General features: G+C 40.8%; 12 protein-coding genes and 1 riboswitch. Of the genes, 6 read left to right on the top strand and 6 right to left on the bottom strand.

Annotated features, from left to right (window positions below):
• Positions 1-5: 5 nt before the first annotated feature.
• From ACWU4D_RS10605 to ACWU4D_RS10585, 5 genes are all read right to left on the bottom strand, one after another.
• The gene (locus tag ACWU4D_RS10605; RefSeq protein WP_456051394.1) at positions 6-695 is read right to left on the bottom strand and encodes an energy-coupling factor ABC transporter ATP-binding protein; all 690 of its coding nucleotides are present in this window, start codon (positions 693-695) and stop codon (positions 6-8) included.
• Positions 679-1,473, bottom strand: a complete 795-nt coding sequence (gene cbiQ, locus ACWU4D_RS10600; protein ID WP_456051393.1) for a cobalt ECF transporter T component CbiQ — start codon at positions 1,471-1,473, stop codon at positions 679-681. The genes ACWU4D_RS10605 and cbiQ overlap by 17 nt, the downstream gene beginning before the upstream one ends.
• Positions 1,473-2,060 (bottom strand): hypothetical protein, encoded by a 588-nt coding sequence (locus ACWU4D_RS10595; protein ID WP_456051392.1) that lies wholly within the window; start codon positions 2,058-2,060, stop codon positions 1,473-1,475. The genes cbiQ and ACWU4D_RS10595 overlap by 1 nt, the downstream gene beginning before the upstream one ends.
• Positions 2,057-2,668: a cobalt transporter CbiM gene (cbiM, locus tag ACWU4D_RS10590; RefSeq protein WP_456051391.1), complete on the bottom strand. Its 612-nt coding sequence runs from the start codon at positions 2,666-2,668 to the stop codon at positions 2,057-2,059. Before cbiM ends, ACWU4D_RS10595 begins: the two co-directional genes overlap by 4 nt.
• Positions 2,669-2,745: 77 nt before the next feature.
• Positions 2,746-3,579 (bottom strand): DUF4198 domain-containing protein, encoded by an 834-nt coding sequence (locus ACWU4D_RS10585; RefSeq protein WP_456051390.1) that lies wholly within the window; start codon positions 3,577-3,579, stop codon positions 2,746-2,748.
• Positions 3,580-3,711: 132 nt separating this feature from the next.
• A riboswitch (cobalamin riboswitch) is annotated at positions 3,712-3,844 on the bottom strand.
• 678 nt (positions 3,845-4,522) lie between these two features.
• Here ACWU4D_RS10585 and ACWU4D_RS10580 point away from each other — a divergent pair.
• Genes ACWU4D_RS10580 through ACWU4D_RS10570 form a run of 3 tightly spaced genes read left to right on the top strand, consistent with a single transcriptional unit; the run spans position 4,523 to position 10,438 of the window.
• Complete coding sequence (locus ACWU4D_RS10580; protein WP_456051389.1) at positions 4,523-5,122, top strand: hypothetical protein; 600 nt, start codon at positions 4,523-4,525, stop codon at positions 5,120-5,122.
• A complete protein-coding gene (locus ACWU4D_RS10575; protein ID WP_456051388.1) occupies positions 5,109-7,328 on the top strand; it encodes a hypothetical protein in 2,220 nt (739 codons plus the stop codon). The genes ACWU4D_RS10580 and ACWU4D_RS10575 overlap by 14 nt, the downstream gene beginning before the upstream one ends.
• A 5-nt stretch (positions 7,329-7,333) precedes the next feature.
• A complete protein-coding gene (locus ACWU4D_RS10570; RefSeq protein ID WP_456051387.1) occupies positions 7,334-10,438 on the top strand; it encodes a hypothetical protein in 3,105 nt (1,034 codons plus the stop codon).
• Between the two features lie 831 nt (positions 10,439-11,269).
• Here ACWU4D_RS10570 and ACWU4D_RS10565 read toward each other — a convergent pair.
• Complete coding sequence (locus ACWU4D_RS10565) at positions 11,270-12,208, bottom strand: LysR family transcriptional regulator (protein WP_456051386.1); 939 nt, start codon at positions 12,206-12,208, stop codon at positions 11,270-11,272.
• A 181-nt stretch (positions 12,209-12,389) separates the two neighbouring features.
• Between ACWU4D_RS10565 and ACWU4D_RS10560 the strand changes: the two genes are divergently transcribed.
• From ACWU4D_RS10560 to ACWU4D_RS10550, 3 genes are all read left to right on the top strand, one after another.
• A complete protein-coding gene (locus ACWU4D_RS10560) occupies positions 12,390-13,703 on the top strand; it encodes an aminotransferase class V-fold PLP-dependent enzyme (RefSeq protein WP_456051385.1) in 1,314 nt (437 codons plus the stop codon).
• Between the two features lie 181 nt (positions 13,704-13,884).
• Positions 13,885-14,850 carry a TAXI family TRAP transporter solute-binding subunit gene (locus tag ACWU4D_RS10555; RefSeq protein WP_456051384.1) on the top strand — a complete coding sequence of 322 codons (966 nt, stop codon included), beginning with the start codon at positions 13,885-13,887 and terminating at the stop codon, positions 14,848-14,850.
• Between the two features lie 297 nt (positions 14,851-15,147).
• Positions 15,148-17,943 carry a TRAP transporter permease gene (locus tag ACWU4D_RS10550; protein WP_456051536.1) on the top strand — a complete coding sequence of 932 codons (2,796 nt, stop codon included), beginning with the start codon at positions 15,148-15,150 and terminating at the stop codon, positions 17,941-17,943.
• The last annotated feature ends 338 nt before the right edge of the window (positions 17,944-18,281 follow it).

Below are 18,281 nucleotides of genomic sequence, written 5' to 3'. Positions count from 1 at the left end.
ACTCCTCATGCCACTGCAATTGCAGAGGTAATTTGTTCAGTTAACTGACCTTCTGCTAACACAAGCTGGCGCGTCATTAACTGCTCTGAAAACAATTTATCATGAGAAATAATAATCATTGCCTGAGGTAATGCTTGTAAAACATGTAATAAACGCAACTTCGCTTTTTCATCTAAGGCATTGGTAGGCTCATCTAAAATCAACACATCAGGATCCATGGCTAACACACTGGCTAATGTGATCATGCGTTTTTCTCCTCCGGAAAGCTGATGCGTAATACGGGATTCAAACCCTTGCATACCCAGTTTTTTAAGGGTATCTAAGGAGATTTGTATCGCCTGTTGCTTTGAAAATCCTAAATTTAACGGGCCAAACATCACATCTTCCAACACGCTAGGGCAAAATAATTGGTCGTCAGGATCTTGAAAAAGAAGGCCTGCTTTAGCACGCATCCGGTTAAATTGCTTTTCACTTTCACAGCGTTCGCCAAACGCAATGACCTCGCCTTGTTTGGCTTTCTTTAGGCCAACCATTAAATGTAACAAGGTAGTTTTGCCCACTCCATTATCACCATGAATCACCACGCGCTCACCGGCATGTAAGGTGAAATTGACCTTCTTTAACACATTACCACGCCGTGGGTAGGCATAGCTTAAATTATGTAATTGAATAAGTGGATTACCAGAATAAGTCATTAATATTCAGTCCAATGATTGATAGTAAAAAACACAAAAACAACAAACCAAAATACCCGTCAATACGAGATAGTTTCATATCATCACTTAGATAATATCGCCCGCAAAAACCACGGCACTTCATCGCATCAGCAATGCGTTCTGCTCGTTCAACCGACCTAATCAACAGCATACCAAATAAATAGCCGATACTTTTCCAAGTGTGGAGGTTGGTTTGTAATACAAAAGCGCGAGCCTGCATCGCACGACGCATACGCTTATATTCCTGACTTATCACTTCTAAATAACGCACCATAAATAACAATAAATGCACTAACTTATCCGGCACCTTAAAATGCGCTAATGCATGCCCTAAAGTAGACGCAGGCATTGTCGCGACCAATGCAAAAAGTACCAATAATACAGCATTCGCTTTAATAGTAATCAATAAAGCATGATTAAGCCCTTGCCAACTCGCTACCATTCCCCAAAAGCTAAAAATAGGATCGCCTGGCGTTGTAAAAGGCAAAACGAAAATAAGCATGAGCATAAAAAGGTCCATCGCCAGCATCCGACGTAAAGTGCGCTTAATATCCAATCGACTTGCTTTCACCAATAAAAAAGCCCCTGCTAGTCCAAATAGTGTCGGCAAAAATGATTGGCTTAATACTTCAACAAAAGCAAAGCCCGTCGCACTGACCACTCGAACACGTGGATCAACCCTATCGACCCATGATGCTCGATGCTTTAACGCCTGCCCGGACCATGACGTAAAGCTATGCTCAAGCTTCTCTGACATTAATGCTTCGCCTTTAATTTATGTTCTCGCCACAGCGCCAGCGCTCCGAGCAAGCCAAATATATAGCCAATGCCGCCCAATATATCCCGTAAACCTGATTTTTCTTTGAGTGATTGAATCTCTTTGCGTAATGGTTTTATTTGTTTAGCAATTGCCATCTCAAGTTGTAAGTGATTAATGGATGAGTTAGTTGCGAGTGGTTCCGCCACCGAATCAATACCTAATTGAGCTTGTTCTGATTCTGACATAGGAATAGTGAGAGCCGCACTATCGGGTAACTCTTCAACCGGTAATTGCATGGTCAATTGATGACCGGCCCCTAAGTTCACTTCAAATACATGAGTTATTGATTGGGTTGCCTGAAAGGTAAAAAAGCCCTCATCATCAGTAAGTACTTCTCCTAGCGCTACGCCCGACTGAGTTGAGACTTTTACGACACTGCCAGCACTGGCCATGCTACCATTTGAAAACCCAACTTCCCCTTCAATCGTAAATCCATCGGCATAAACTCCGCCGACAACATTATGCGCCGACGCGTTAGCACAGCCGATCAACAGCAAGATAACGAACCAATAAATACGCGTCATGATTGATGTCCGTTATCAATAAATTCAGGCTTAACCCTATGAATCAGATAAACAGCGGCATAAGAAACAAAGCCTTCTAGGATCATAATTGGAATATGGGCAGGTAACACAGCTTTGGCAGCCAAAACAAAAGAATCACCCGATAGAGCTAATGACAATGCGACCATCGTTGCGGTCAGTGCAATTGACATCGCACCAGCAACAGCGCCCCAGCATGCTGCAACATTGGCACTATTGCTACGTATTCCGCGATGACAAAGGTAAAATACGAATACCGCCGGTAATGCAATATTGAGTGTATTCACCCCGAGTACCAGTAAGCCACCAAAGCCAAAGAATATCACTTGTAATAATAACGCCACTAGCAAGGCAGGAAAGGCAGCCCACCCCAAAAGAAGCCCCAATAGCCCATTCATAATCAAATGAACACTTGAAAAGCCCAAGGGCAAATGAATATAAGATGCAATAAAAAAAACCGATGCTAATACGCCAATTAAAGGCAGGCGTTCATAATCCATTTTTTTTAAGCCAATATAAACACCAATTGCTGTTAATGCAGCCCCACTAACAAGTACCGGCACTGATAAAGCACCATCAACAATATGCATTGTTCTCTCTTAATATGTGTGAGTGAATCGATAGTCAATCTATATGACCCTCTACAAGCGATATCTTTACTTAACAATTACTGAGGTAGCTTTTCAGCTTGCACCCATATTACGGCATCTTGTGATAAAGGTTTACCCTTGTGAGTTGTTTTTTCGCCTACTCCGAGTGCGGCAAAACCCCAATGCCCGGCCTTTAATAATGGGAAATGAAACGTGCCATTTGCATCTGCATAGATGGTTTGAGCAATAAACGCATCAGATGAAGTTGGCATTATCGACGTTGCCGCAAAACGATTATTATCCATCTCAGGTATGTAGTTAATAAATTCAACCTCAACAGCGGCAAAAGGAACAGGCTTACCGTGTGACTTTACAACGCCACTAAATATCCCCCCTTCATATAATGCATAAGGCTTGGTTAACGGCACAATCTCAGCACTTAAATTTAAATCATCATTCCAACTACTCGGTAAGTTGCCGACATTGACAATCGTTTTAGTGATCTGCTGAATATAAATATCTTCTTCAGCTTCAAAGTAAGGAGAGGGTTGCAGAATAAATACATAATCACCTAGACCACGTAACTTAACCTGCGCTTGAAAGGCATTGCCAGTATCCACGGCACTTTGCCACTGAATGGCTTCAACCTTATTCAGTAAGTCCGTTTTTTTGCCTTTTTTGAGCATATAGAAAGCTTCAAAGGGTTCCACTTTCATAACATGACCGCTTATTGCCGGATGAGTAAAGGGCATTTTCAAGGTCACAGTACCACTTTTGTCATGCAATAAATGAGGCGTATAAAGCATTTGAAAATGTGCCTGGGCAGGCCACACTGACAAGCAACCTAATGCACTAATAAATAATGAATAAACTAATTTTTTGTCGATTTTATTTTTAAATAGATTTAACACAGAATATCTCCGTCTGAATACAAGCGCAGGCGAAGCTGGGAGGAGAGTGACTATGAATGGTACAGAATAAACGTTACATCTTTTTAGCCATCCGGTGAAGCCCTCCGCAACACCACGGTACTAGCGAATGAAGCCAGTATCATCCAATGGTTTGGTATCCGGGCTAAACAATTGTTATCACACAATGTTGTACCGTTGCGGGGGCAGCCTGGCTTTTCACCAGTTCCCAAACATTTAAAAAAATCACTTTTTTATGATCAGTAAATGTATCGTTTAAAGTCGATATCCAAAGGAAGCAGAACAGTAACTTGCTATGGGTCAATAAGTCAACCTACGTTGACTCTTTATTGTCGGAGTGATGATACAGAGAAATGAATAGCCACCAACTTAATAGGCACCTTTTAGTTAGACAAAATGACCAATAGGGAGGTGCTTATGCGCAGTAAAAGATATCCAAAAGAATTTACAGACAATCAAACTAACAAGAACACAAGGATCGAATGCATTAGAAAAAGAGAATATTGTTATACCGCTCTACTATACCCAATATGTTGTTAGTCAGTATTTAAAATCGAGCCGATAAGTTATGTCTATATTTAAATATAAAACGACAGATATCGAATGAGAAAGTAAAAATCAGAGGATAAAAACGAGTATATTTGAACTAACTTAGTGTTATTTCAGAGAGTTAGGATTTAGAACAATGAAGGAAAAGCTTGGAGCGTGCACCGGGAATCGAACCCGGATCATCAGCTTGGAAGGATTATACCATTCCAAATACTCTACCATAAAATAATCATATTACAATAAATACAATTAGTTATATATAACTACAAAATTGACTTTTAGAACATTTAGTGACATATTATGCCGAGATATAATTTTTTGGTCACCATAAAAAAGCTACTTTTGGTACCAAAACATTTATTATAGAGGTGTCAATTTGGCTAAATTTCTGTCCTCGCGTAAAAAGAAAAAATTATCATCAGATATCCATATCAAAGCTTACCCTGCGTATGACTTTTTTAATTCTCAGGCATTTCTCTTTGATAAGCCATCACTCGGAATCGACACACTAAACGCAATTCAATTCGGACAAATATTCTCAGCAACACACCCATCACCATCCAAATGCTACATATTTAGTGGGTTTGAAATTCCTGGTTTTTCTATACACCAGTTCGATATTCATAAGCATGCAGTGGTGATATTCGACGACTTAAATGATGATGAAATTGAATTGAGAGCATGGACAGGTGTATTTAGAGTTCTCATCGCTTCAACACGCAATAATCAATTAGAGCCGCTTCGTAAATCGGTCAACAACTCCGCACCAACATCGATCATTGAACATCTTTTTTCCTCGAAGAAAATCACTCAAGAATATTTTGCCAAATGCAGTCGCATGACCATTTCGGGATTAAAGAAGCAACGGGAACTACGGGAACAACCATTAATTACCTCTCATACAAAAGGAAGTTTAGAATCTGAACCCACTATTTTTGAGCAACTAAAACAAGCTACGAAATATGAATCACAGTGACTTAAATGGACGCTTTCAGGGCAAAAATCAGATCTACTTTCTTGAGAATTTATTCTGTGGATCTAAAGAGGAAAATGGTGCAATTGCCACGGAAGTCATCCGACTTTGTAAGCTATTACTGCCTGTCTACCAAAGTCAGTTCTCCGAAATAAAAATTTTAACGTCTCAAGCAACATCCCACTTAATCGACGATCCCCCTCCTTTGTCAGAAGTTTACGCTGGCTTCAAAGAAAAAAGTTTGTTAACTACATATGATATAGCTTGTTTTGTCGTCGCAGAGCTTACACGAGTGTCATACGACGCTAAATTATATGATCAGTACAAAGCACTAACATTAATGGTTGTTACTCACCTTAGTTTACAAGGAGAACATGATTCAAAAATTAAGCGTCTATGTAATGAAATGAGACAATACGCTTTAGGTAAACGGGAACAACTTGTCGCCTCTCTGCCTGATATATTTAGATCGGATTTTCCTTCACTGATTCATACCCTTCACGACTTAGAACACTCTAATGAATTTCAGTCCACCAACATCAGTAGACAAATTAGTAATTTTAAAGTGCCATACCGAGATGCCTATGAAAATAAACAAGGATTTACTCGAAAAGCAAGTACCAAAAAATTTCAAAGAGAAGGCAGGCTTCTATTAACAGATAAAAAGCATTTAAACGATGGCGACAGCGTTTACGTAGTTGAAGTCAAAGAATTAACCTTTAGCGAGCAGGAGAACAAAAGTACACACTGGATAGATGAAGAAGAACAGTCTATCCAATCAAGAACTCTGTCTTTAGTCACCTCAACAGACTCTGTGAAAAAAGACTATTCTACACAAGCTGTTCAAGCGCGAGCGATCAATGAACGTATCCTTAAGAAAAGCATGATGTTAACTTGTGATATCTACAGCATGACACCAGCGGAGTTACATCATTTGGTACATGATTGCGTTACCGCTCTGCAAAGTAAAGACACCAACAGCAAATATGCCAGAGTCCTCCTTCTAATGCTACTTACTGGCAATACGTTTAGCGAAATTATCAACTGGGCCGCTCAGAAGAATCATCGACACGATATCATTGGTGTAAAAAGAAAATTTACACTTCCTAGTCAAACACTACGTAAAGAACTGCACTATTTTATGCGAGAGGTATCCAAAGAGTACGTGCTCCCTCTTCCACTAAACCTTCTGCGCGACTTGAAGAGCTTCAAGTTTAGAGACGTTACTGAAAACGAACTTAAACTGTTTGTTTTAGATATAAAAAAGCGCCATCGAATCAAACTAACGTTAGGTAAAGTATCGTCCTACCTGCCGCAAGCATTAAAGGCGAATGGAGTTGACAGTACACTTGTGGGACTCATTACTGGTTATGATGTTAAAAATGAGCCGGCTCGATACTACACATATATCCCTTACAACGACTTATTATCCATATTCAAAAAGTATATAAATCATATAGGCAACGCCATTAAAACCGATTACTTTAACGGTCTTGCAGATATGCAACCTCACGCCAGCCTAGGCTCCCCCCTCTTCGTAAAAACAGATACATTACAGCTACTTTTTTCGCACCTCCAAACTAAGCTAAATACGATATCAAACGCTAATGATGAAAAGTATTCTGAGTATAGTCATAACCTTAAAGTTTTATATCTACAGTTAGTGTTAGGAATCGCGAGCGGTTACAGGCCAGTTGAAGGCTGGTTTGGAACAACCGACGACATTCATTTTTCAACAGGTGAGTATCGTATCGCAGAGAAGGAACGAAGGGTAGGCTATTTCGGTAGAACGGTCGTTTTACCCAAACTCGTACTTTCACTTATTAAAGACTATTTAGCATATTGTGAAAGGGCTGCTATCTTTTTCGCGGTTTCTTCTCCGCAACTCGCTGAACGGTATGTACAAACCAATAGTGGAGAGTGGGCTTTTTGCTTCTACCGTTTTCACGAGTCTATACAAGAAGCCAGCCCTTCAAGTTATATGCAGCACATCGACCCCATTTTCCCTTTACCTGCTAACTGGACTCGACACTATTTACGTTCTTACCTATATAGTCAGAGAATCCCAGATGAAAAAATCGGTGCATGGATGGGTCATACGAATTCAAATCAGTTGCCATTTGCTCAGTTCAGCCATCTTAGCCGAGTGGAACTAAGGCATATAAGTGATCTACTAGAGAAACATATAAATGAATTACTTCGAGAGTAAATAAAATGAGTCGCCGCTGTGGAGAAGAATCCCGACGGAATAAGCGCCTTGCACATATGGAGACAGTGCGGACTAAATCCCGTCAGTTGCTAGAAAAACAATTTCCCAATCCAGGAAATCAACCGACTGAGCACGAATTTATTTCAGGTTGGGAGCGTTTTAACCAAGGCTTGATGGATACCTTCGGTCTTCAGAGTGACTTTCGACTAGCCTTTAAACACGGCATTAATATTTTAACAAAATACCAACGCGAGCACGATTGGAAATATTCTGCCCCTACTCACCTAATAACCAATAAGATCCCAATACAGCTACGAACCCCTAAATGGATAAAAGGCTCATGGGCTCTATATGATGCGCTCCAACATTGGTATAAAAACAGGAATAGCCAGGAACAACGCGATATTCAGTTTCGCTACCAATCACTACTCTTATCGCTTCTTACAGATTCAGGGCAGTGTAATTTCGACGTTCTTATGGCTTTTCACAACATACTGCAGACGGGAGAACAACTCCCCCTTAAAAGGTTTGGAGACTATACATATGTAACTCTGACGTTAGCCAACGAAAAGCTCAATAGCAATGTTTATCAAAATGGGACTGCTATAACCACCTATCAATGTTATCTTTCCATAAAAACATTAGGTCTACTGAAGCGTTGGTATCGCCTAGATACTGCATCTTGGGTATTTCCAAAAAGTAGAAAAGAGCTTTATTTAATATTAACCAGTGACTTTCCTTCGCTGAAGAGTTTACCAACAACACTCTCCGAGCTGTGCTCTTGTTCTGCTTTCTGGTATGAGTACCATAGCAACCCCGATTTAAGTGAAGCGTTGTTAGAATACCGTATTGGTCGTACTCACTCATATTCGTTACCGGAATCTAACTTGATTCGCCTAGTAGCACCAACACTGTATCCAGTCCGCTCATCTTCTTTTCGAGATTTCTCAACAAGTGTTTCAGTGAAACAAAAACGTCGTTATTCGATAAGTAAAACGGGGCAAAAGCTAGAACAACATCAATATATCGGATTTCTGAAAGCAGCCTGTAAGCCTAATATTGAAAGAATAAAGATATCGCCGGAAAAAGTCAGAGTAAAACTGGAGAAACTGCTTGAGACATACAACTTTGTACCTTGGCAACAGTATTTTATTCAATGGCTTATTTACAAAACCTTTGGTTGTTCAGCCAAAACTGTACACCAATATATGCTCAATCAAGTCAAGTATTGGTGCTTGATGAACTCTGAATTTAATCTTAGTAAGGTGACGACAAGTATCGAAGTAGAAGAAATTTATCTAAACCAAATCAATCAGCATTTAACCGCCAAATCACAGCACTACTATGCGAACCGGCTCAAAGAACTTCACGCCTTTGCAGCGCCAGAGATGGGACTACCTAGCTTAAGTGATAGCTTTTTTCATATAGACTCTGGTCAAAAACATACCCGCGCAGGTTTAATTGATGAGCCCTTATTTAAAGCGTTGTTAAAACATATAGAAAACCTTGGTGATCTAAATTTAACCGATAAACTAGCTCTACAGACTATATGTGTTATAGCGTATCGTACAGGCCTGAGAATTAATGAGTTATCCAAGCTACAAATCGATAATTTAGAAGAGTCTCACACCGGATGGCTTGAGATCCGCTCAAATAAATTCGGAGATAATAAAACAGCTAGTGGGCTACGAAAAGTCCCATTGTTTCCTTTGCTGCTGAAGCATGAACACCAAATAGTTTCTAACTATATACGTGATAAAAAGAGCCATAACCCATCGCTATCAGCACCATTGCTGACAATAGGTGAGGACAAATTCAGACCATTTGATCTATTTGCTGTATCCAATTACGTCGGTAGAGTTCTACGAGCACTGTCTGGAGAAGACCACCTTGTTTTTTATCACCTTCGACATAGCTGCTTTAGCCGATTACAACTTATGCTTGAACATCGTCAGCCTGAACAATTACTCCCCAGCTTCTACCCCTACTCCCGCGAACGAACAACAACGCTATGTAAGCTGTTGTTCAAACACTCCCAAAGTAACGGTTATTGGGAAATTGCCTCATTTGCGGGCCATGAAAGTCCGCAAGTAACATTCAAACACTACTTTCACTTAAGTGACCTACTTGCTGCACCTTCAACCTTAGAGAAAAGTGTCATCATCTCACTTAGCGAATCGCAAATACTGGGGTTATGCTCGAGACGCCAATATCAAGCCATTAAGAAATTAAAAAGAAATGTACGCCTCGATGATACTTACGACTTACTCTGTGAGTCGTTAAATGTTCGAGTACTTCAAAATGAAATTAGCACTGTGAACACAGAAGATATCGAACTTGTGATTCCCACTAAAGAACGAATAAGCCTTAATACTTGCTACCAAGTACTTGATGCGATTTCTCGAGGTGAACGAATCGATTTATTGACATATAAATATCGCCTGAGTCAACAAACCATCGATAAGTGGTTAACAAACGCCGAGTACTTGAAATCACTAACGACCGGCTCCAATAACATAAAAATTAAAACGCAAAGTGCAACGAGTCGAAGGTCCAACTCATCTCGTCACTTTTCTCTTAGCCGTGCTCATGCTCTAGTTCCAGGAAAGCTCAAGACCATAGATGAAATCAAATACGCGGATAAGTTTGTCCAACTTCTTAGGTTAGAGTATAAAACCAATTCCGCTGATATTAGAGAAATGATGAATTACGCTCTAACTCATACATTCGTAAATAAATCGGGGATCACCTTCAACTCCCCAGAGACATTAAACAAATTTGTGAAAACATTCCATTTTGCAATACCAAGATCCCATTGGAGAGCCGTCAAGCTCGGCATCAACAGCAGTATTATAAAAGGAGATTGGCAATCCGTGATCAACGGAATGCAAACCACAGAAGAAAAGCGTGGTACTAAACATGGTCGAAGTGGCAAAGGCTCTATAAGACTTGAGCTAATTAGCTCAAGCGAAAAGCTGTATACGAAAGATTCTAAGATAAATAAGTACTCTTCTCACCTGCTTATCTATCTGATGTATATGTCATTTATCATGTTAGCCAAAATAAAAAATAAAGGGTCATGTTTAGGAACGCTAACTAAGGTGTACTAGCTCAGACCTGACAATTATCCAATTTTTATGGCGTTGATTGAATAGCCACCTGATTAATTCACATGTGTCGTGACGCAAAGCTGTAGCTCTATTTGATTCCTCTCAACCTAATCAGCCAATTGCATGGAAATAAACTCTGGCCGATTGTCCATACGGTTCTTTTGTGAATAACTACGTCAAGCGAAAGCTCGATTATATACTAGAAGTACACATTCTGCGGGAAACTCAAATCAATCCCAATTACGAGTGCTTCACGCTTAAAATTATCTAGAAAATTCAAGGTACGAAAGCATCTACCGTACGTTAACGAGCTCATTATAAAACCAATTACCTATCACTTATTTCCCTGCTTTAGAACGCATAACAGGATTGGGTTACGATCTGAAAATCGTTTCTTTCAACGTCGTCATTGGTTTAAGCTCAATAAACCGTATATTCGAGAAACTGAATCGCTAATGCTAGCTACTCGACACGCTCTACCTAAACCAACGTCATGTTCTTACTTTACATCATCAACCAGTTCACGGAGAACCGATAAGAGCTTTCGGACCACCGTATTTTATTTCTAGTTGTATTAAGTTGCATAATCAATACCGTATTCTCGGCACACATCTGAGACTTTTCGGCTGGCTTCAACTTCCGTCAAGATCTAAACAATATGTGATTCGGCATAGCGTAGTTTTTTCATAAGAATTCTCCGTTTGGATTAGTTTAAACGGACAACCTCTAAATCAGAATACAGCTATTTTAGGAGATAGCTACACTTCTAATCAATACTCATGTGGAAATTCAAACATTAACAATACCAACAGACAGATACCCAACTCAAAGCTAATGTGAGCCTGTCGGTGCGCTGCGAGTAGATGAATAATTATTTAGTAAAAATCGGCTAAAATCACATGCTTGTTTAGCATAACCTGATACATCTTTGTAGAACTGTGAATCTCGGTCTGAACGATAAACCGCAGCATACCGGACCAGAGGTAACTTCGGGCTAACATCTAAAATTCTGAGTTCATTGTTTTCTATTAGTGAGCTCATCGGTTTAAGTGGTAGATAAGTGACTCCAAAACCAGATAATGTAAGTCCTATTTGGGCTACGAGATCGTTGCTTACTAACGTATGACCAGCATAAATTTTATTTTGTGAAAACCATCTGTCGTAAATGACACCAGTTCCAGACCGTGGTCCCTGCATCAAAACATTAAACTGAGCGATATCTTGCAATGTAATTGTACCCTGCATATCAGTATATCCAGGAGTGCACATCCATGCATTTTCGACAGTTCCAAGTGGTTGTACCTTAAACCGAGCATCTTCATGGATATCTGGGACAATAATGAGATCAAGCGAGTCATCATTCATTCTTTCGAATAGGACTGAAGTTAATTCAACCTGTGGCTCAATAATTAACCGAGGATAATTCTGCTTGATCAATTTTACCAACTTTGGTAACCAAGTTAGGGCGGTTAACTCTGTAACTCCTATTCGAAAATGTTTACGTAAAACGGTGGGTGATGCCATACGCTCCAGCATGTCATCTCTGATTCCAATTAGGTCCTTTGACATGACCAATAATTCTCTACCTTTTTCCGTCAATTTTGCATTCCGACGAGAGCGGTCAAATATTTGAATACCAAATGCCTCTTCTAACTCATTGACTCGCTTAGATATCGCTGATTGTGTAGTGTGTAACTTGTCTGCAGCTGCGAAAAAACTACCCAATTCAGATATCCAATACAATGCTTCGATCTGCTTGAATGTGATCATTATCCATGGCCTAAGTTAATTAATATAAGTTGAATAAAAGGAATGTAAATCCATTCATTCTATTCGCTTTTATTTATATAGTATATTTTCTAGACTGAATATCAACTTATCAAAAACCAGTTTAATTGTTGGATAACTGCTGAGACTAGTGACAATAATTTATCCAATGCAGGGCTTATTAATGAATAATATCAACGAAACGATCAATGAGGATGTATACACCACTCCAATGAGTGCCAACTTGTTAGGTCAGATTCGTGCAAAGTTCCATTTTACTGAGCATTGCCCTTATTCCGGTCAGCGCGTATTTTTTGAAAGTGCTGGCGGCTCCTTGACTCTAAAGTCAGTTACAGAACGTACTGCGGAAATAAGTGCTATACCAGACAATGAGCATCGAAATAATCCCGCATCTCAAGCCATGAGCCTTGTCGTTAACGAGGGGTTAGAAAACCTAAAATTACTCTTTGGTGCAAAGAGTGGCATCGTCTTCGGTGGAGAAACAGGGTCAGAATGTCTTTTTCGTCTAATACGAAGTGCTGCACTCGCTAGCCTCGATGGCGGTTCAATTCTATCAAGTTCAGTCGAGCACCCTTCAACGTACAGTGCAACTCAAATCTGGGCGAAAAATACATCACGAGAGTGGGTTGAGGTTCCTTTCGATACCAAAAGTGGCATCGTTGATGCAATTGACTACGCGTCTTGTGTCCGTCCAGATACTCGCATTGCTACGATTATTCATACAAACCCGGTTACGGGGATTGTCATGAATGTTAAATCCATTGTTGATGCTATTCGAGCGGTTGCTCCTGAATGTTTCATTATTGTTGATGGCATACAGCACGCACCCCATGGATATCTGGATGTTGAAGCATATGGTGCAGACGCTTATGTACTGTCGTTATATAAGGTTTATTCGAAATTTAATAATGGTTACGCTTGGCTATCCACTCGAATGAGCGAAATACCGCATGATCGTTTGTTAGGAAAAAAAGCGAGTGAATGGGAGCTTGGTAGTCGTGACCCTTCTGCGCTAGCAGGGGTCACTGAAGTGGTTAAATATCTAACTTGGTTAGGTAAGCAATTTACCTCTGCGTCGGATGTAAGGGACCAACTCTATGCTGCTGGTAAAGCAATGCTCAGCCAAGAGCATTCTTTAATTTCACTGCTTGTCAATGGTAATACTGAATACAAAGGTTTGCTCAATATTCCCGGTGTGACAATTGTAGGGAGTACAGAGATCAACCAACGAGAAGGTGTTGTCTCATTTAGTGTCGAGAATTGGGATAGCGCTAGTTTAGTCGCTGCGCTTGGTGAACGTAGAATTCGTATTCATGCAAGATCAAACGACCTCTATTCGGGCAATATTTTACGTCCTCTTGGCCTTGAATCTGTCGCTCGCGTGTCTTTGGCTCATTACAACTCTGAAAACGAAATCATATTTTTTCTAGAACAACTTATTGAAATATTAGATACAACAATAAATGGAGAACATTAAACTTGAAAAAAATGCGCAACATTTGCAACGTAAGTGAGTTCTATGCACTAAGAGCATTGACTCTTTAAGAAAAATTACTCAATGCGATGTTGTTTTATATACCGGATCATTCTAGAAACAAAATAGTGTCTATATTTCAACTATCTACGAATGGCAAAATCTAAAATTAATGGAGTTAAGCATGATTTTAAAAAAAGTCGCTCTAGCCGCTATGGTTGGAACCACACTTATAAGTACTGCATCTATTGCTAGTACTAAACATGTTGTAATTGGCACTGGTGGGCAAACAGGCGTTTATTATCAGGTAGGTGGCGCTATTTGCCGATTAGTAAATAAAGGCACAACAGAGCATTCCGTCAACTGTACTCATAAAACCGGTGGCTCAGTAACCAATATCAATGGCATTCGCTCTGGTGATGTAGACATGGGAGTTGCACAATCCGATTGGCAATATCATGCGTATAATGGAACAACTCCAGATAAATTCCCTGATGGTGCATTTACTGATTTACGCGCTGTTTTCTCAGTGCACGCTGAACCGTTTACAGTGATTGCTCGTGCTGACTCTGGCATCAAAACCTTTGACGATCTAAAGGGTAAAAAAGTCAACGTCGGAAACCCAGGCTCTGGATCTCGTGGAACCATGGAAGTTATCATGGATAAAATGGGATGGAAGATGGACGATTTTGCCATTGCTTCTGAACTCAAATCGTCTGAGCAAGCTGCCGCTCTATGTGATGGCAAAGTCGATGCGATTGTTTTCACTGTCGGCCACCCAAATGGTTCAGCCAAGGAAGCAACAACGTCTTGTGACGCTATTTTAGTTCCGGTCGATAATGACGCTGCGCAGCAACTTGCCGCTGCCAACGATTACTATGCAATGACTACAATCCCAGGCGGCATGTATAATGGCACTGATACAGATACTGTCACGTTTGGGGTTGCGGCAACATTTGTAAGCTCAACGGCGACTGATGAAGAAACGGTTTACCAAATGGTAAAAGCCGTCTTTGATGACTTCAAACGCTTCAAAAAAATGCACCCTGCATTTGCCCATCTTAAGGAAAGCGATATGATCACTAAAAACTTGTCGGCTCCGCTTCATGATGGCGCGATTCGTTACTATAAAGAAAAAGGCTGGATGTAATCATTCAGTCACGCTAAGTGGGTTTTGATGACAACCTACTTAGCGTATTTGTGGGTTTTACCTCTTTTCTAACGACGCAATGCTCTCCGCTATTTATTGAAGCGAAATATTGTACAACAGGATATTTTGTGTCAGCGATTTCTGCATGATCGTCTCACTATAGCTTAATCAATTGGGTCAGAATTATAGGCCCCCCCCTGTCCGCTGTAAAACAAAGCCAATGTATAACTGATTCACCATTAGCTAATTGCGGTGCGTATTCAATAAGCAAACAATGGAATAGGACATCATAGGATGATGACAGACGATACGAAAAACACACAATTGGATGATAAGGAACTGCAAGACCTTGTTACATCAAATGATATGGGAGCGAGAAAGCCAAATAATAAGGCGATTGTTAAGCTCATGGCTGGCGTTGCCATCGCATGGTCTCTTTTTCAAATTTGGATCGCATCCCCTTTACCTTATATGGTTGGGTGGGGCGTATTTGCCAGTGGAGAAGCTCGCTCCGTTCACCTTGGCTTTGCTATCTTTTTAGCGTTTCTTGCCTACCCTGCTTTCAATAAATCACCAAAACACAAAGTGCCTAATATCGATTGGCTATTCGCGATTGTTGCATCACTGTGCGCACTATACCCATTAATTGCCGATTCTCAATTGGTTGATCATTTCTTTGGCATGCGCTTAAGTGATCGGCCAAGTGCGCCAAAATTTTTTGATATCCTAGTATCAATAGTTGGGATGCTTTTGTTGTTGGAAGCGACTCGTCGCGCTTTAGGCCCACCTTTAATGGTGGTTGCAATGGTCTTTCTTGGCTATACCTTCTTAGGCCCTTATGCTCCCGATCTAATTGCGTGGAAAGGCGCAACATTTGGTGGTGTCATGGATCACCAATGGCTTTTCTCTGAAGGCGTCTTTGGAATCGCATTGGGCGTGTCTACTGATATGGTGTTTCTATTTGTCTTGTTCGGAGCGTTACTGGACCGCGCGGGTGCAGGCAACTACTTTATTAAGGTTGCCTTTTCATTGATGGGGCATTTACGGGGCGGCCCGGCAAAAGCTGCTGTTGTGGCTTCTGGTATGACTGGTTTAATATCGGGCTCTTCAATTGCAAATGTCGTTACCACAGGAACGTTTACGATTCCAATGATGAAGCGAGTTGGCTTTTCTGCAGAAAAAGCAGGCGCGATTGAAGTTGCTTCTTCGGTTAATGGTCAGATTATGCCACCGGTTATGGGTGCAGCCGCATTCTTGATGGTGGAATACGTTGATATTCCGTACTTTGAAGTGGTTAAAACAGCGTTTTTGCCCGCCATTATTTCTTACATTGCTTTGGTGTATATCGTGCATTTAGAGGCAATGAAGTTGAATATGCAAGGATTGGAGCGTGTTGGCAATAAGCGTACCGCTAAAGATGTCTTGGTCTCTTGGGCGATGACATTGTTGCCGATCGTTGCATTAGCTGGAGCAGCGGTTTACCTTTCCGAACTCTATGAGGTGCTAGCGAGCTCAGCAGCGAGGCTGTTGTTTGTACTAGCTCTCGTTGCGATTCAAATTACTGTGCTGCGCACAGTGAAGTCCTCATTGGGCGAAAAACGAATCGCAAAGATCTTTTCCGTGGGAGCAATGGTATTATGCAATACTGTTATTTGCGCATTTGGACTATTTTTCTTGGTCTCGTTGATTAAGTCTCATCTGCCAGGCGGACTGATTCCATGGACGATGATTACTTTAATTCTTGTTGCGTATGTCGTGTTGGCCAAAATAAGTTCTAACTATCCAGATTTAGAGCTTGATGATCCGAACTCGCCGGTTCAATACTTACCTGAGGCAGGGCCGACAGTAATGTCAGGATTGCATTTCTTGCTACCAGTATTGGTGTTGATTTGGTGCTTAATGGTTGAACGTAATTCACCAAGTCTTTCAGCTTTTTATGCGACCGCATTGATGGTATTCATTTTGGCCACTCAGCGTTATTTGTTTGATTTCTTCCGTGGAATTAATACAACAACAGCCCTTAAACGAGGCTTTAGCGATTTGATCGAAGGCTTAACTGGTGGTGCACGAAACATGATCGGCATTGGTATTGCGACTGCAGCGGCGGGAATCATCGTTGGGGCAGTTTCTCAAACAGGTGTCGGTTTGAAGCTGGCAGCGTTGGTTGAATTCCTTTCGATGGGACACATCTTACTTATCTTACTCTGGACCGGTATTTTAAGTTTGATTTTAGGGATGGGTCTCCCAACAACCGCAAACTATATCGTTGTATCGTCGTTACTGGCTCCGGTGATTGTCAGCTTAGGGCAGCAAAGTGGCTTAATTGTGCCATTAATTGCGGTACATATGTTCGTTTTTTACTTCGGGATAATGGCCGATGTCACGCCTCCTGTTGGGCTGGCGTCATTTGCCGCGGCAGCTGTATCTGGGGGGAACCCTATTCGCACTGGTTTTGTCGCCTTCTTCTATTCACTTCGCACTGCGCTATTGCCATTTTTGTTTATTTTTAACACCGATTTGCTATTGATTGATGTAACGTTCCTACATGGAATTATGATCTTTATCTCGTCGACAGCTGCAATGTTAATCTTTACCGCCGCGACTCAAGGATACTTTATAACTAAGTCGAAAATGTGGGAATCGTTTAGTTTATTGCTGATCGCGTTTACTTTATTCCGTCCTGGTTTTTGGTTGGATTACGTTATTCCTCCATACGAAGAACATTCGGGTAAAGACTTTGCACAAGTGATGGAAAATACCACTCCTGGTACGGAGCTTAGAGTACAGGTGAGCGGACATAACGATGTCGGTGACCCAGTTACCTTAACCATGATGGTTGAAGTGAGTGAGGGGGATACGGGTTTAGAAAGACTGGAGAATTACGGTCTAGAATTACTCTCTCAAAACGATGGTTCTATGCTTGTTGATAGTATCGGCTTTGACAGCTCGGCGGAAAGAGTTGGTTTTGACTTTGACCAGGTTATCGATATCGTTGGTGTTCCAGCACTGCGTCCTGTTAGACAATGGTTCTATGTTCCAGCGCTATTATTACTTAGTGGAATTATTGTGTTGCAGAGACGTCGCCGTCGTTAAGTGCATGGAAGTATTAGACTAAATAAAATTGTTAAAGCAACCGCACCAGAACTTGGTGCTTGCTTTAACAGAAAGTGAATCGGTTATTTCACAAAAACATAGGGAGTCGAAAGAGATATTTTGATATCTAAGGTATAAGGTTGGCAAATAGAACTGATGGAGTTATTTTCAATTATGTCGTGTTTCCTCAACTAGCACGGTATGCTCAATTATCTAAATAGCATACCTCTCAAATTGTAAAACTTGAACCAGTACAAATTGTGTAATTGTAAATTCTACGGTTTTTTATTCTATTCCTACATTTCTAACTTACCGAAAACCAAACAGCCCGACTGATA

Source organism: Vibrio phycocola (assembly GCF_053850235.1).
The sequence above is the reverse complement of the archived record's forward strand: the minus strand, read 5'-3'. Positions and strand labels throughout refer to the sequence as shown.

What these genes read in the sequence shown, in the direction of transcription:
- ACWU4D_RS10605 (WP_456051394.1), bottom strand. Translation starts at nt 695, where the DNA reads ATGACTTATTCTGGTAATCCACTTATTCAATTACATAATTTAAGCTAT.
- cbiQ (WP_456051393.1), bottom strand. Translation starts at nt 1,473, where the DNA reads ATGTCAGAGAAGCTTGAGCATAGCTTTACGTCATGGTCCGGGCAGGCG.
- ACWU4D_RS10595 (WP_456051392.1), bottom strand. Translation starts at nt 2,060, where the DNA reads ATGACGCGTATTTATTGGTTCGTTATCTTGCTGTTGATCGGCTGTGCT.
- cbiM (WP_456051391.1), bottom strand. Translation starts at nt 2,668, where the DNA reads ATGCATATTGTTGATGGTGCTTTATCAGTGCCGGTACTTGTTAGTGGG.
- ACWU4D_RS10575 (WP_456051388.1), top strand. Translation starts at nt 5,109, where the DNA reads ATGAATCACAGTGACTTAAATGGACGCTTTCAGGGCAAAAATCAGATC.
- ACWU4D_RS10570 (WP_456051387.1), top strand. Translation starts at nt 7,334, where the DNA reads ATGAGTCGCCGCTGTGGAGAAGAATCCCGACGGAATAAGCGCCTTGCA.
- ACWU4D_RS10565 (WP_456051386.1), bottom strand. Translation starts at nt 12,208, where the DNA reads ATGATCACATTCAAGCAGATCGAAGCATTGTATTGGATATCTGAATTG.
- ACWU4D_RS10560 (WP_456051385.1), top strand. Translation starts at nt 12,390, where the DNA reads ATGAATAATATCAACGAAACGATCAATGAGGATGTATACACCACTCCA.
- ACWU4D_RS10555 (WP_456051384.1), top strand. Translation starts at nt 13,885, where the DNA reads ATGATTTTAAAAAAAGTCGCTCTAGCCGCTATGGTTGGAACCACACTT.
- ACWU4D_RS10550 (WP_456051536.1), top strand. Translation starts at nt 15,148, where the DNA reads ATGACAGACGATACGAAAAACACACAATTGGATGATAAGGAACTGCAA.